Origin of the sequence: Pseudotamlana agarivorans, from assembly GCF_001642835.1 — a bacterium.
GTDB classification, from domain to species: domain Bacteria; phylum Bacteroidota; class Bacteroidia; order Flavobacteriales; family Flavobacteriaceae; genus Pseudotamlana; species Pseudotamlana agarivorans.
Map to the genome: position 1 here is coordinate 218,410 of NZ_LXEI01000001.1, position 15,442 is coordinate 233,851.

The following is a 15,442-nucleotide window of genomic DNA, read 5'->3' on the forward strand; positions in this document are numbered from 1 at the left end:
ATTTTAAGGTGTCTTCACTTCAAATTTCACGATAAATTTTCGATAGGCCATAAAAAACAACCTAACAACCATTGAACTTGTTGAAGCTCAATTAAAATATAATTTTTATCAAAGGTTTAATAAAAATGATAACGTGCCATTGCTTTTAGAGCATTAAACCTTCTTGGTCTTCAACACGAGTTTCAACAAGATCAACTTGTCAATCTCTAAAACTTCAAATTCACTCCTACTAAAAAGTTTGCAGTCGCCTGCGGATAATAGCCTTCAAAATAATCGGTAGTAATTCCGGTAGGACTTGTAGGATCGGTGTAATCGTAAGAACCAAAATAACCGTTAGACACGTATTCACGGTTAAAAATATTATTAGCTAATCCCGAAATCACAATAGATCTAAAAATTTTCTTTGGAATAATTTCATAAGTTACACTAAGGTCACTTACAAAATAATCTGGCAATTTAGAATCTTCATTATCGGTATTCCCCATGTACTGTTCGCCAACATACTTACTTAAAAGCGAAAGCTGTAAATGATCTATAGGCGAAAAGTTAAACGCATTACCAATCACAACATTCGGAGAGAATGAAATATTGGTTTCACCTAAGTCTACCAATTCTCCATCAATAGACGTGGTAAAATCTCTGTTTTTATTTTGACTTAAAGTCACGTTGGTATTCATGCTAAACCATTGGTTAAACATAATATTAGCATCAACTTCCAGACCTAAGCGATAACTTTTCCCACTGGTAGCACGAATAGGGCTTCCTACATCGTCCAGTTCGCCGGTTAACACCAACTGATTTCTATAATACATATAATACATATTAGTATTCACCTGAAGCTTATTTCTATTATAACGCCAACCTAACTCCAAATCGTAAAGGGTTTCGTTTTCGGTAACACCAGCTTTAAAATCGTCTCTATTAGGTTCGCGGTTAGCCACAGCAAAAGAGGAATAGAAACTATTAAAATCACAGTGTTTATAAGTTAAGCCAACCTTAGGATTAAAAAAACTGAAGTTTGCATCGGTTACAAAGGGCACGCCGTCGGAGTTAATCCCATCGGTGGTATAGTGCACAAATCGTCCTTGTAAATCCACAAAACCTGTAAATTTTTGTGCAAATTTGAAAGTAGCTTTAGAGAATACACTAAAATCATTTTTAGTAGCATCGCCATCATAGTAATGATCCCTAATCTCGGCATCGGGAGCAAATTCTCTAGCCCAAATAACTTCCCCAAAATGATCGCCAGAGTAAGTATTATATGATAATCCTGAAATGAGCTCTAACGTATTATTTTTGTAAGTAACATTCGCATTTACCACATAAAAATCGTTATCCAACCAACGTCTACGAATTACATCGGTTATTGGCTCGCCATCGTCATTAATATCGGTCGCTACGACAATTCCATTATATAAATCGATATCGGTAGTTTCACCCTCATACTGCTCGAAATACCCTTTTCCTTTAGTGTAGTTTAATCCTAGGTTTGTAGACCAGTTATTATCAAAACGTTGATTCCAATGCAATTGGTAATGGTCTTGCCAATAGGCATCAATTTCGTTGTCGTAGGTATACGGATTTTGACGACGATCTTCTTCCAACTCATCAGCCGTTAAGCCATACCAAGCCTGATAGGTTTTCTCTTGATTCCCGAAAGTTAAGACTTTAATTAAGGTATTGTCATCTTTATATACCCCTTGAAGGAAATAAGATTTTAAATCGGTATATGCACGATCCACATAACCATCGGAATAAATTTTAGAGAACCTTCCGGATACTTCAAAATGATCATTGATAAGCCCGGTGGTCATCTTTACGGTGTGTTTACTGGTGTTGAAACTTCCGAAGCTATTGGCAATTTCCGCGGAAGCGATATCCGACACTTTATCGGTTAACAAGTTTAAACTCGCACCAAAAGCTCCCGAACCATTAGTAGAGGTTCCTACACCACGTTGCAACTGTAAGCTCTCGGTTGAAGAGGCAAAATCGCCTAAATTCACCCAAAAGGTTCCTTGACTTTCTGGATCGTTATACGGAATCCCATTAATGGTTACGTTAACACGAGTGGCATCGGTACCACGCACACGGATGCCAGAATACCCAATACCTGCTCCGGCATCACTGGTTGTTACCACCGATGGCAAATAGTTTAAAAGGGTTGGAATATCTTGTCCGAGATTACGTTTTTCCAGTTGTTCTTTAGTCATATTGGAGTGCGTGATTGGCGCATCGGCGCTTACACGTACTGCTTTTACTAAAACTTCGTCAAGATTTTCGGTTACCGTAGAGTCTACCGGCTTATCATTTTCTTGAGCATAACTGCTAAATGACAACAATAAAACAGCAAGAATAAAAAGCGGTTTTATTAATTTTTTCTGATTCGATTTCATATTAATCTTATTATGATGATCGAATAAAAAGAGGCTATTATTCTTTAAATTATTGGTTTGTTTATAGAATTAAATGGGACGTTTTAATATCTTATTTAATTCAAATCCCTAAACAGCATGACCTGTTCCAGGTTCAATGGGTATGATCTCAGCCCTTTTGGAGTTAAAAATTAAAAGTTAATCATGAATAATTAATGCCTTACAACAAACCTATTCAATAAAAACTCATAATCGTTCACTGGCATGGGCACCCCTTTATGAGAACACTGCAAAATTACTAAGCAATTTGTAAATAGCTCACTTTAAACAAAGTTTTTTAATCCCAGTCGGGTTTTCGCCTATTTACCTTTTTATCAGACAGTTGCTTTTTACTTTTAAGACGTTTTTTTATGACTGATTTTGGAATTTTAGTAGGAATACGGCGTTTTCTTACTTTTAAGGCTTGTTCTAGCAAGTCTAAAAATCGAGAAATAGCCAGGGTTTTATTTTTATGCTGGCTCCTACTTTCATCACAGAATAGAATTAAAAGACCATCTTTTGTTAGTCGGTTTTCTAGTTTTTTAAACAGGCGTTCTTTATGAAGGTCCGACAGCACTAATGAAGCATTCAAATCGAAACTCAATTCAATTTTTGAAGCCACTTTATTAACATGTTGCCCGCCACTACCCGAACTGCGAATGGCCTTAAAATTTAATTCTTTTATGATGTTTTCTTTATCAAACATTAGGATGCTTGATGTTCAGGCTTCAACAAGTCATTTACCGTTTTTACTGGATTAAACGTTTCTAACGGCACTTCAACAAAAATAGAATTCCAATAGGCCATACTTCCGTTCCATAGTCCTGGTAATTCCAAAGCTTTTATGTCGACGCCATTATGCGTTTTAGAAGTGATAAAAGCAGCTTCAGGATCAACAAAATCTTTAAGGTTGAATTTATTCCCCTTATAATCTTTTACACCACAAACCAAATCGGTTGGATTAAAGTGTGTGGCTTTATAAACGATTCCCTGCTGTACAGTTTTACTAAAATCGATTTGCGCGAATTCTACAATTTGAAGCGAAACTTCGTCATTTTTATCTTTCACCCAAAATGGTCCGCCACCAGGTTCACCTTGATTTTTAACCATGCCGCAAACGCGAATAGGTCGGTTAAACTTATCAATTAAATATGCCGTTTTTTCATCGAAAGTATAGGTCTCGAAATCGACACTCACGGGTACATTTAATCGGTAACGTAAAAACAAAACCATTAAGTTAAAATCGGCTTCTTCAGCAGTACCTTCTGTTAATTTTTGCAAATAAGCAAACACCTTTTCTTGGGCTTCTAATAAAACACCCGCCAATAGTTTTTTATAATTAGATACTTCAATATTTTTTTCAGCAACGACAATATTATCAATGTTTTTAATGAAGATAATATCGTGATCCAAATCATTAAGATTTTCCAATAAAGCACCGTGTCCTGCTGGTCTGAATAAAATAGAACCATCTTCATTTTTATAAACCTCATCTTTAGCGGTTAAGGCAACGGTTTCGGTAGCCTCCTTCTGAAAAGAAAATGAAATATTGAAAGTTACACCTGTATCGGCTTCTAAATCCGATTTAATCGCTTTAAGGGTCTTATCGAAATATACTTGATGTTTTTCTGAAACCGTAAAATGTAAATTTGCTTGGTTTTCTGAAGAGGCATACAAGGTCGCTTCAAACAAATGTTCTTGAAAAGCGGTAACAATTTTTCCATTATATTGATGAAATGGCAATAAACCTTTTGGAAAAAAACTGTAGTTTAAAGCATCTTCATCTAGCATCATTTTTACGAAATACAAGCAACGCTCACCGCGAGATAAATTATCAAAATTCGGATTTGTTTCATGCGCTTTGGTAAGTACTTCATCATAAAAAGGAAACTGTTTCAAATTAGAAATAAAGGTTTCCACTTGGCTATTTGCCTCCTTACCAATGTAAGACTCAATAGTTTCTTTGGAAGGATTGTACTTTTGTAAAAATTGAAATAAAAATTTAAACATTCTTGTAGCTGCACCCGAAGCTGGTACAAATTTTAAAATGCTGAAGTTTTCCTTCTTCGCTTCGTATAACTGGATTAATTTTTCAGTCTCAGAAGCGTCATAGCGTTCTATTCCTTTTCCTATGGTAGCGGCTCCAATTAAAACAGAATAGGTCATACCTTCTTCTAATCGAGCGACTTGAGCTTTAATTTGGTTTAGCGTAATGCCTTTGCTATAGATTTGTTGTATATCTCTATCTTCAAACATGAGGATTTTCTTTTATTAGTTTATCAATATGTTTTACGGCGGTTTCAAGGCGTTGTTTTTTACTCCCTTTTAGTAAAACATAGGGTTTATTATATTTAATTAGTTCATTTTGAAAAGCTTCAAACATGGCTTCACGTTGGTCTGGTTTATCCCTTAAATCATCTGCTTCCCAAGGCGTATCAATATAGGTCAAAAAATACAAATCGTAAGTATTTTCCAAAGCATATTTTTCAAGAATGGGATCGCAAGATCCTAAATAGTAAACTTCAGAATATACTTTAGTTTCCAATAAATCGGTGTCGCAAATTAAAACCGTATTTGTTTTTTGAGCCAGTTGGTTTTCTAGGCGCATTTGACCTTCGGCAATGTGTAGTAAATCTTCCGGCTCACAGGTTTTGCGCTCGTTATTCCATTTGTTTTGAAGATACTCACGGGCATACTCCGGCACCCAAACCGAATTGTAATATCGCGCAAGTTGTCTGGATAGCGTGGTTTTTCCTGTGGATTCTGGCCCAAACAACACCACTTTTATAACATTTGAAGGCTGTTGTTTAAACTTTTCTTCCATGCTTTATAGCCATAAATGGCAATTATTGTGAAAATTAAATATTGAAAGGATGTAAACATTAATCCTTTATAATAGTATAAGGGCACCGAAATGATGTCGCCAATAATCCAATACACCCAATTTTCAAGTTTCTTTTTGGCCATTAACCACATACCTACAAAAAATACGGCGGTAGTAAAGGTATCGACATAAGGGATCCATCCATTAAATTTATCGTTCAACTTGTAAAAAATAACGATAAACATAATCGTTAACAAAAAAATGATTAGACTCCAAACCTGCTCTTTCTTTGTAGTAACCGTAACAGGAACCTCGTGATTATTGGCGTCTTTTCGAGTCCAATAATACCAGCCATAAATGCTCATTATAAAATAATAGGCGTTTATAAGCATGTCTCCTAAAAGACTATAAACAAACAAAATATACACGAAAATTGCGGTACTAATAATACCGGTTGGGTATACTAAAATGTTTTCTTGTTTAGAATACCAAACACTCAAAAAACCAAAAAAGACACCAATAAACTCCAAAACCACAAGGTGTGTTGGAATCCCTTGATATTGCGAAAAAAACCAATCAAAAATGTGGTTCATAGTCGTGTCTATCAGATTTTACGATTTTCATGTAAAGTAAACCACGCTCAATCAATTCGAAAGCTTCTTTAATTTCAGAAGTTAGCAAGGCCATCACTTTATCATAATCGCCATAAACCTGTGTGCTTAACGGATTTTCTAGAACGGTTAAACCAGAATCACGCAATTTTTTAATAAAATGGATAATGGCAGGCTCGTAATTGTCCTGAAGCGGTGTTAAGGTTAATTCAACGGATATTTTCATCTATTTAAATTTTATCAAGAACCTCTGGTTCCGTTATTTAATCATTTCGGTGGTAATGCCCTTTATTTACCAAATGCCCATTATAGGATTTCATAATGTTTCTCTCTTTTTAATTCTTCAAAAAATGCAGTATTCTCTTCAAATGCAGTACCAATTACCACCAAATCGGCTCCTGCGTTGTAGGCGTCATCCAGCTGTTGTTTACTTCTAATACCGCCACCAACAATGAGCGGAATATTTATAGTTTTTTTGACTTCAGAAATCATAGACCCCGTTAAAGCTGATTTGGCACCACTACCCGCCTCCAAGTAAATGAGTTTCATGCCTAGCAATTGTCCGGCGTAAGCCGTATCAGCAACCTCTTGAATGTTCGATCTGCTCAAAGGCTTTTCACCAGTAACACGTTCAACCGCAGTTACTTTTCCACTTTCAATTAATAAATAGCCTGTGGGTATGACCTCCAAGGTACTCTTTTGTAATTTTGAAACCGCTTTAACGTGTTTTCCAATCAAATACTCTGGATTTCTCCCAGAAATAAGCGATAAAAACAAAATAGCATCGGCTTTATTGGTGATTTGTGTCACATCACCTGGAAATAAAACCACAGGTAACGGCGTGTGCTTCTTAATTTCAACAACCAATATTTCGGTCACAAAATCGTCAACCGTACTACCGCCAACAAAAATATGCGTGGCTTGAGAGTCGTTTACTTTTTGTAGAAAAGAAGCAGAATTTTCAACAGGAAATTTATCAGGGTCTATTAAAACCGCTAATAGCTTTTTTTTCTCTAAAACCGATTTTAATATGTTTTGGTATATGTTATTCACCACAAATATTTCACTAACGTTAAACGCCTTATTTTTTTAACTATTCATTGTTAATTATTAACTATTCACTGTCAACAGCATAAGCACAGGTAAAACCTTCAAATTCTAAAAAATGAATATTATAAGGATGTTTTTTGTCTTTGTAATCAATCCATGCCTTTGTTTCTTGATCTTTCAACTCAAAAGGAATCACTAAAAAATAGTCTTTAAAACTCAATCCTGGCGTGGCAAATAATTTATATAATGACTCTTTCACGCACCAAATCGTGGTGAGTTTCCTAATATAATCAGTGGCATCCTTCTTTAAATAATCAAACTCATAATCTATAAACTTATGGGCGATTACTGGAATTTTTTCACGTTGTTTTTCAATATCGATACCCACAATACTATCGGAGATAATCACCGCAGAAAAAATAAACGAATGAGTTATAGAAATCTGTTTCCCATCTTTTAAATGAGGCTTCCCGTTTTCATCGTAATATAAATCGAAATCATCATACCCAAATTCGGCCAATAATTTACGTACACTAAGGAAACCGCGCTGGTGCAATTCACTTTTCATGCCCAAAACACGTTGTAAGGTTTCTGGTTTTAAAGCCACTGCATCAAATAAATCGTTGTAGGATTCTTCAATCTTCCAGATTTTAACGGTAGTTTGTAAATTAGGCGTTATGGTTTTATAAAGAGGCATTTAAAATCTAAAACTTATTGATTACCTTTGCAGCTCCAAATATTTCAGGGCTTTATTGACAAGCGAATTTAAGTATTTTAAGTACTATTCACAATGAAGTTTAGGTTTTAACAAAAAGAAAAATTGATATGAGTACAAAAACAATTCCATACGTAGCAAATAAGGTAAAAGACATTACGCTTGCCGATTGGGGTAGAAAAGAAATAGAATTAGCCGAAGCTGAAATGCCAGGACTAATGAGTTTACGTGAAGAATACGGCAACTCACAACCTTTAAAAGGTGCAAGAATTGCTGGTTGTTTGCACATGACCATTCAAACGGCCGTGTTAATTGAAACTTTACAAGCTTTAGGAGCTGAAGTAACATGGAGTTCTTGTAACATATTTTCTACACAAGATCAAGCTGCTGCTGCTATTGCTGCTGCAGGAACTGCGGTTTACGCTTGGAAAGATATGACCGAAGAAGAATTTGACTGGTGTATCGAGCAAACTTTATTTTTTGGTGAAGACAGAAAACCACTTAACATGATTCTTGATGATGGTGGCGATTTAACCAATATGGTTTTAGATAAATACCCAGAGTTAGCTGCTGGAATTAACGGTTTATCTGAAGAAACAACAACTGGTGTTCACAGACTTTACGAGCGTGTAAAGAAAGGGACTTTACCAATGCCAGCTATAAACGTAAACGATTCTGTAACAAAATCGAAATTCGATAATAAATACGGATGTAAAGAATCTGCCGTAGATGCGATTCGTCGTGCTACAGATATCATGCTTGCCGGAAAACGTGTAACCGTTTGTGGTTATGGCGATGTTGGTAAAGGTACAGCTGCCTCTTTTAAAGGTGCTGGAAGTATTGTAACAGTAACTGAAATCGATCCAATTTGTGCGCTTCAAGCAGCCATGGATGGTTTTGAGGTTAAAAAACTAGAAACTGTTATTGGTAACACTGATATTGTTATCACTACTACAGGAAATAAAGACATCGTTCAAGCGCGTCATTTCGAAGCTTTAAAAGACAAAGCGATCGTTTGTAACATTGGACATTTCGATAATGAAATTGATATGGCTTGGTTAAACAAAAACCACGGTCATACCAAAAACACCATCAAACCTCAGGTTGACAAATACACCATCGACGGTAAAGACATTATCATTCTTGCCGAAGGTCGTTTAGTAAACTTAGGTTGTGCTACAGGTCACCCAAGTTTTGTAATGAGTAACTCATTCACCAACCAAACGTTAGCGCAAATCGAGCTTTGGACAAACGCCGATGCTTACGAAAACAAGGTTTACATGTTACCTAAAGCTTTAGACGAAAAAGTGGCGAAATTACACTTAGCTAAAATTGGTGTAGAATTAACCGAGTTACGTGAAGAGCAAGCCAGCTATATTGGCGTAACCGTTGATGGTCCTTACAAACCAGAACACTACAGATATTAATATTGCATTTCCGCGTAGGCGGAAATCTTATCAATTATAATACAAAATCCCAAGCAGCAATGTTTGGGATTTTGTTTATAATTTCAATTCTGATGCAAGAGGAACAATATGGATAAGTTGGGCGTTACCCAAAGGGTCGGGCTTTCACTACTCGCTCCCTCCTAAGGTCGGGGAGCTCAAACAAGCCGTTCAATCCCTAACGCAAATGTAGAACTCAATTCATCTACCAAATTCCATCAAGACATCTACATAAACCATAGTCTACAAAAGACAACAACTTACACCTTCGTAACGGTCTTCGAGCGCAGTCGAGGAATATCTTTTAATTCAAAATCCTAGTTCTCGACTCCGCTCGAACACCTTAAAATTCATCATTAAAATTCTTAACACTTATTATTCTACCATATCTTCTTCAAAATACCACCATAAACTGGAATCGATAGACGACTTCAATTTATTGATATCCACATGGTCTTTAAGAAATACTGTAATGTTATCTTCTTCACGATTTCTGCCGTGGGTTTTTCTAATTTCTGAATATTCGATGTCTTCAAAATGCTCTAAATGCTTTTTAACTCGAGGTACAAGAGTTTCATCACTTAAAAAAATTTTAATAGTAGGGTGCGATGGGGAGTTCCTAATTTCAGATCTAAAGGGTAGCATATCATATTAGTTTTAAATGAAACAATAGGTTGGTTATAGTTGGAATCCACTAAAGTTAAGGATTAATTTAATATCTTTTAAAAATAATTCAGGCTATGATTAACAGATCTTTACAGAAACTTCAATCACTTTTATTAGAAATTAAATCAAACATCACTAATAAAAACATAGAAGATACAAACATTTCTAAAGCAACTGTTGGGTGGCACCTAGACCATAGTTTAAAAGTCTTTAATGTGGTTTGTGAGGTATTGGCCGGGTCTAATCCTAACGAATACAAATCTAAATTCAACACAACACGATGGCTTATTTTCACCCTCGGATCCTTTCCGCGAGGCAAAGTCAAAGCGCCAAAAAAAGTAGTTTCTGAAAACATCAGCATTTCCGATAAGGATTTACACGAACAGTTAGAACATGCTAAAACAGCATTAAGTATTATAAAAACACTAGACCCTCATGCTTATTTTAAACATCATATTTTTGGGAATTTATCTAAAAAACAGACCATGCGGTTTTTAGAAATTCACACGAATCATCATTTAAAAATCGTACAAGAAATTTTACGGAGTCACCGGTTAAAATAATCTTAAAATACATTACTTTTATTCCTTCAAAGCAATAAACCCCTACACCTGAAAGAAGAAACAAAAAACATAACAAAAGAAAGTCCTACACCCAAAAAAAAGAAATACCGTGGTTTACGAATCCTTGGCAAGGTTATTATTGGCTTTTTTTTATTTTTTATTCTTTTAGTTTTAGTCATAAGAACACCTTGGGCGCAAAACTTCATTAAAAATAAAGCCATCGATTATGTTACCTCCAAAACAGACACCAAAATTGACATCGAATCGCTTTTTTTAACCTTTGATGGTGATATAAAAATTACGGGCGTTTATTTAGAAGACAAACAACAAGACACCTTACTTTATTCAAAATCCTTAGAAGCTAACATTGCACTTCTTCCTTTAATTACAGGAAAAAGCATTGGTGTAGACGGCTTAGATTGGGAAGGTGTACGTGCCCATATTTGGCGCAAAGACTCTATAGTAGGTTATAATTTTAATTTCCTAATTGATGCTTTTGCTTCCGAAGACAGCACTGCTGTTACCGAAGTAGACACCAGCTCTACTAGCATGAATCTTATTCTAAGAAACTTAGATTTAAAAGATTTCGAAATATCATTCGACGACGAACTTATTGGCATAAATACCAAAGCAAAGTTTAACGAACTCTTTTTAGATTTAAAGAAAATAGATCTTGATAGCATGGTATTTAATGCTCCAGAGGCTAAAATTTCTGAAGCTAAAATAGATGTCATTCAAAACGAATCTAAAATTATAGATAACGATACCACAAGTAGCGTGCTACCTTCCTTTTTAGTTGAATCGTTTGTTTTAGAAGCGGTTAAAGTACATTACAAATCGAATACCTCTAATTTAGAATTAAATACCACTATTAACGATTTCTCTGCAGAATCGACAGATATTAACCTAGAGACCAATCGCATTTATTTAGATGAAATCGCTTTAAGACATTCTACAATAAAACTCCAATTAAACGACGTCGCAAATAGTTCTGAGGCTGCAGAAACCAATAATTCTGAAGCTTTTGAATGGCCTGATTTTGACATCAAAGTTAACCAAGCACATATAGAAAATAACGACATCGGTTATTTTGTAAATAACCATAAAGCTCAGAAGGGCGTTTTTAATGCCGATGCTTTAGATTTTAAAAACCTCAGCCTTATTGCCAACACTGCTTATATGAACAAAAGTGGCGTGGGTATACATATTGAAAAAGGACAATTTCAAGAAGGTTCGGGGCTACATTTAAAACAATTAAGCACAGAAGCCGTTTTTAGCAACACCAACTTAGCTCTTAAAAATTTAGATATCGCTCTTAATAATGATTTGGTTCTCGGTGATTTGAATATGGAATATTCAGAGATTAACAGCTTCATGAATACCCCTGAAAAATCGAAAATTGACCTTGTTCTTTCAAAATTCCGCTTCGATTTTAATGATATTTTTCTTTTTCAACCCGATTTAAAAAACAATGAATATTTACAAATACTAAGTAAAAAAAGGCTATCTGGCCACGCCAAAGCATCAGGGTATGTTTCAGACATTCAAATCCCTAGTTTTAATGTGTCTTGGGGTGATTCTACCAAATTAGTATTGAAAGGTCAAATTAAAAATGCCACACAAACTGATTCGTTAAAATTTAAAATTCCTAGCTACCGATTTACCACAAAAAAATCGGACATTGAACGCTTTGTGGCCCTATCAGACTCTACGATAAATATCCCCAATAAAATGATGTTATCTGGTAATATTTCTGGTTCGTTGAATGCTATAGCAACCGATAGCAAACTGGTATCAGAGCAAGGATTTGCGAGTATCGAAGGTCAATTTGACAACCTTAACGACATTCATTTTAAAACCCACATTACGGTTGAAGAATACGAATTAGACAAACTTTTAAATATTGAAAAACTAGGCAAATTAAGCGTTACAGTTGATGCGGAAGGCAGCGGAAAAACCATCAACGAATTAGATGCTAAATTAAAAGCTGTAGTGAATAATTTTAGTTACAATGAGTATCCCATTGAAAATTTGGAAATAGATGGTGACATTACAAAAGGACAAGGTGACATTATATCCGTTTATAAAGACCAGAATATTGATATCGATTTAGATGCCTTTGTTATTCTAGATTCTATAGCCCCAGAATTAAAAATGGACCTTAATTTAGCTGGCGCCAACCTCCAAGCGCTAGGTTTAACAGAACAAGATATTAAAACAGGATTTACCCTAAGCGGAAATTTCAAGGGAGACTCTAAAAGTTTCGACGCTGGCGCCATGCTAAGCGATGGCGTTGTGGTTTATGATAGTAAAACCTACTTGTTAGGCCAATTAAAAGCCAACGCACATGTTCGAGAAGACACTACATCGTTACAAATTGAAAACAAAATACTAAATCTAGATTTACAATCTAATGCCACACCTCTCGTATTTAGCAAAGCCCTTAAACATCATGTGTTAAGTTACTTTTATAGAGAAGACAGAAGCGCTACTTTCGACACGCTTCAAAACCCTGTAGAACTAAAATTACATGCCCAACTCTCGCAATCACCCGTAATAAATAATGTGTTTTTAGTAAACCTAAAAGAGATTGATACCGTTAAAATAGATGTCGAATTCAAAGAACTTGAAAGAGAATTAGTAGCCATTGTTGATGCGCCTCATATAAACTACAGTTACAATACCATTGACAGTTTATCGGTATTAATTAACACCTATAAGGATGAGTTTCTTTTTAATTTAGGATTTAAAGAAATTAACGCAGGACCACTATTACTTCCTGAAACCTATATAACAGGTGTACAAAAGAATAATGAATTGCAGTTAGATTTTAATGCTGCCTATAAGGGCACCGAACTTACAGATGTTAGGGCTGTTGTAACAGGTGTTGAAAACGATATTAAATTTCATGTTTTTCCTGAAGGCTTAAAGCTAAATAAAGAAAATTGGAGCATCCCTGAAGACAATGCCATCCTATTTACAAAGGATAAAATTTCATTTAATAACTTTAAAATCACCAAAAACGAACAGTCGGTAGAAGTCACGGACCAATTACCCAAAGTGCATACAGACCATATCGCAGTTGAATATAAAAACTTTAAAATAAGTGAAATTTTAGAATATTTTAATCCTGAAACCCCCTTGGCTGAAGGGGTTTTAAACGGTGACTTTATTGTTCAAGACCCACTTAATAAGCCCGGAATTATTGCCGACTTAGACATCTCGCAACTTAATGTTAAAAACATAAATATGGGGCGTTTAAGTTTACATGGAAAATCGGTTGGAGCTAACAACTATACCTTAGAAAGCACGCTTTCTGGAGGCGAAATTGATTTAGACCTTTCTGGAAATTATAAAGCAGAAAGTGATAAAGCCAATTTAAATTTAGACCTCAATCTTAACGCCTTCAACATGCATGCCTTAGAAGGTTTTACCGATGGAGAAGTTTCAGAAACTGAAGGCTTTTTTAAAGGGCGTTTCAAAATTAGTGGCACTACTGAAAAGCCTAATTATGATGGAACCATAAATTTCAGCAACGCCAAATTCAAAATTGTTAAATTCAATACTGCTTTTGCTTTACTTGATGAAACTTTAAAAATTGATAATAAAGGTGTTTATTTTACCGATTTCACTGTTCAAGACGAAAACAATAACACCTTCGACATTGCTGGAAATATCGACACAGAATCCTTTATTAATCCGACTTTCGATTTAAGTCTGAGTGCTAAAAACTTTCAAGTTTTAAATGCTACCAAGGATGATAACGACCTGCTATATGGCAAAATTGTTTTTGATGCTGACGCGAAAATTACTGGTGATTTGGAAATTCCGAAAGTGGATTTAAAACTTACGGTAGATTCTGAAACAGATGTGACTTACGTTATGCCGTCCTCATCGGTCGATGTCGAGTCGCGCGATGGGATAGTACGTTTCGTAAATCGAAATAACCCCGATGCCATATTAACACAAACCAGCGAACAAACAAGCACGTTTACAGGTTTTGATATTTCTAGTTATATAAAAGTTGGAAAAAATGCCACTTTCTCCATTGTCATAGACGAACAAACCAACGATAATTTTAAAGTTTTTGGTGAAGGTGAATTTGATTTTACGATGAGGCCAAACGGACAAATGAATTTGGCTGGTGTGTACAACGTTTCTGGAGGGCATTATGAGATGAGTCTATACCATTTAGTAAACAGACGATTTGAGTTAGCTCCCGAAAGTCGTGTGACATGGTCCGGTAGTCCTTTTGACGCTGCATTAGACATTCGTGCCATATATAATATTGAAACTTCGGCAGCTGGATTAATGGCATCAACCTCTTCTGGGGCCGATATTTCCGATCAAGGTAGATTCCAACAAGTATTACCCTTTATTGTATACTTAAATATTGACGGCGAACTAACCGCTCCTGTTCTATCCTTTAATTTAGACATGCCCGAAGATGATCAAGGCATGGCTAGTGGTCAGATTTACGGACGAGTGCAACAAATTAATCAGGAGCCAGACGCCTTAAACAAGCAAGTTTTTTCCCTTTTGGTTTTAAACCGTTTCTATCCGGACTCTAACAGTGATGGTAGTGAAGGCGGATTTAATGCCATAGCTAGAGATAACTTAAACAGCGCACTCTCCGACCAATTAAATGTGTTTTCAGATAAACTTTTAGGAGACTCTGGTTTTGATTTGGATTTCGGATTAAACAGCTACACCGATTATCAAGGTGATGCTCCAGAAGACCGAACGAACTTAGACATCGCGGCACAGAAAAAACTGTTTCACGACCGTTTAATTGTTAAAGTTGGTAGCGAAGTTGCCATACAAGGTAGTAGGGAGCCCACACCTTTAATTGGTAATGTAAGCCTTGAGTATATGCTCACAAAAGATGGACGTTATAAACTTCGTGGATTCAGAAAAAATGAATATGAAAATGTAATAGACGGACAAACTATCGCTACAGGAATTGCCATTCTTTTTACCCAAGAGTTTAATAAATTTAAAGAACTTTGGGATTCCATGTTTAAAGCAGCACAAGAAAAAGAAGAGGAAAAGAAAGAAGAAAAAGAAGAGAAAAAAGAAGCCTTAAACGATTCAACTTCCAAAACTCAAGAAAACGTCGATACTAAAAACAAAAAACAAACCAAATAGAGAAACCTT

At 35.5% G+C, this 15,442-nt stretch carries 12 protein-coding genes; 3 read left to right on the forward strand and 9 right to left on the reverse strand.

Features of this window, described 5'->3' with window-relative positions:
- Window positions 1–206 precede the first annotated feature (206 nt).
- The 8 genes from A6I66_RS00960 to A6I66_RS00995 form a co-directional block, all read right to left on the reverse strand.
- On the reverse strand, window positions 207–2,393 hold the full coding sequence (locus A6I66_RS00960; RefSeq protein ID WP_067144855.1) for a TonB-dependent receptor: 2,187 nt from the start codon (window positions 2,391–2,393) through the stop codon (window positions 207–209).
- Between the two features lie 316 nt (window positions 2,394–2,709).
- Window positions 2,710–3,117 (reverse strand): alternative ribosome rescue aminoacyl-tRNA hydrolase ArfB, encoded by a 408-nt coding sequence (gene arfB / locus A6I66_RS00965; protein ID WP_067144856.1) that lies wholly within the window; start codon window positions 3,115–3,117, stop codon window positions 2,710–2,712.
- Window positions 3,117–4,667, reverse strand: a complete 1,551-nt coding sequence (locus A6I66_RS00970; protein ID WP_067144857.1) for a DUF4301 family protein — start codon at window positions 4,665–4,667, stop codon at window positions 3,117–3,119. Before A6I66_RS00970 ends, arfB begins: the two co-directional genes overlap by 1 nt.
- Entirely contained in the window at window positions 4,660–5,235 is a 576-nt protein-coding gene (locus tag A6I66_RS00975; protein ID WP_067144858.1) for an AAA family ATPase, read from the reverse strand. The genes A6I66_RS00970 and A6I66_RS00975 overlap by 8 nt, the downstream gene beginning before the upstream one ends.
- Window positions 5,196–5,828 (reverse strand): nicotinamide riboside transporter PnuC, encoded by a 633-nt coding sequence (pnuC, locus tag A6I66_RS00980; protein WP_067144859.1) that lies wholly within the window; start codon window positions 5,826–5,828, stop codon window positions 5,196–5,198. Before pnuC ends, A6I66_RS00975 begins: the two co-directional genes overlap by 40 nt.
- Window positions 5,812–6,072, reverse strand: coding sequence for a thiamine-binding protein (locus A6I66_RS00985; RefSeq protein WP_067144860.1), 261 nt, complete (start codon window positions 6,070–6,072; stop codon window positions 5,812–5,814). Before A6I66_RS00985 ends, pnuC begins: the two co-directional genes overlap by 17 nt.
- Before the next feature lie 80 nt (window positions 6,073–6,152).
- Window positions 6,153–6,899, reverse strand: a complete 747-nt coding sequence (locus A6I66_RS00990) for a geranylgeranylglyceryl/heptaprenylglyceryl phosphate synthase (RefSeq protein ID WP_067144861.1) — start codon at window positions 6,897–6,899, stop codon at window positions 6,153–6,155.
- Window positions 6,900–6,960: 61 nt separating this feature from the next.
- On the reverse strand, window positions 6,961–7,593 hold the full coding sequence (locus A6I66_RS00995; protein ID WP_067144862.1) for a 4'-phosphopantetheinyl transferase family protein: 633 nt from the start codon (window positions 7,591–7,593) through the stop codon (window positions 6,961–6,963).
- Window positions 7,594–7,721: 128 nt separating this feature from the next.
- Between A6I66_RS00995 and ahcY the strand changes: the two genes are divergently transcribed.
- Window positions 7,722–9,038, forward strand: a complete 1,317-nt coding sequence (ahcY, locus tag A6I66_RS01000) for an adenosylhomocysteinase (protein ID WP_067144863.1) — start codon at window positions 7,722–7,724, stop codon at window positions 9,036–9,038.
- A 393-nt stretch (window positions 9,039–9,431) separates the two neighbouring features.
- Here ahcY and A6I66_RS01005 read toward each other — a convergent pair whose 3' ends face one another.
- Entirely contained in the window at window positions 9,432–9,701 is a 270-nt protein-coding gene (locus A6I66_RS01005) for a hypothetical protein (protein WP_067144864.1), read from the reverse strand.
- A 95-nt stretch (window positions 9,702–9,796) separates the two neighbouring features.
- Between A6I66_RS01005 and A6I66_RS01010 the strand changes: the two genes are divergently transcribed.
- A complete protein-coding gene (locus A6I66_RS01010) occupies window positions 9,797–10,285 on the forward strand; it encodes a DinB family protein (RefSeq protein WP_067144865.1) in 489 nt (162 codons plus the stop codon).
- Window positions 10,286–10,834: 549 nt separating this feature from the next.
- Complete coding sequence (locus A6I66_RS01015) at window positions 10,835–15,433, forward strand: translocation/assembly module TamB domain-containing protein (RefSeq protein WP_245683410.1); 4,599 nt, start codon at window positions 10,835–10,837, stop codon at window positions 15,431–15,433.
- Window positions 15,434–15,442 lie beyond the last annotated feature (9 nt).

Excerpts from the sequence above, each read along its gene's own strand:
- A6I66_RS01010 (WP_067144865.1), top strand. The coding sequence starts at position 9,797 with ATGATTAACAGATCTTTACAGAAACTTCAATCACTTTTATTAGAAATT.
- ahcY (WP_067144863.1), top strand. The coding sequence starts at position 7,722 with ATGAGTACAAAAACAATTCCATACGTAGCAAATAAGGTAAAAGACATT.
- pnuC (WP_067144859.1), bottom strand. The coding sequence starts at position 5,828 with ATGAACCACATTTTTGATTGGTTTTTTTCGCAATATCAAGGGATTCCA.
- A6I66_RS00960 (WP_067144855.1), bottom strand. The coding sequence starts at position 2,393 with ATGAAATCGAATCAGAAAAAATTAATAAAACCGCTTTTTATTCTTGCT.
- A6I66_RS00970 (WP_067144857.1), bottom strand. The coding sequence starts at position 4,667 with ATGTTTGAAGATAGAGATATACAACAAATCTATAGCAAAGGCATTACG.
- A6I66_RS00985 (WP_067144860.1), bottom strand. The coding sequence starts at position 6,072 with ATGAAAATATCCGTTGAATTAACCTTAACACCGCTTCAGGACAATTAC.
- arfB (WP_067144856.1), bottom strand. The coding sequence starts at position 3,117 with ATGTTTGATAAAGAAAACATCATAAAAGAATTAAATTTTAAGGCCATT.
- A6I66_RS01005 (WP_067144864.1), bottom strand. The coding sequence starts at position 9,701 with ATGCTACCCTTTAGATCTGAAATTAGGAACTCCCCATCGCACCCTACT.
- A6I66_RS00975 (WP_067144858.1), bottom strand. The coding sequence starts at position 5,235 with ATGGAAGAAAAGTTTAAACAACAGCCTTCAAATGTTATAAAAGTGGTG.
- A6I66_RS01015 (WP_245683410.1), top strand. The coding sequence starts at position 10,835 with ATGAATCTTATTCTAAGAAACTTAGATTTAAAAGATTTCGAAATATCA.
- A6I66_RS00995 (WP_067144862.1), bottom strand. The coding sequence starts at position 7,593 with ATGCCTCTTTATAAAACCATAACGCCTAATTTACAAACTACCGTTAAA.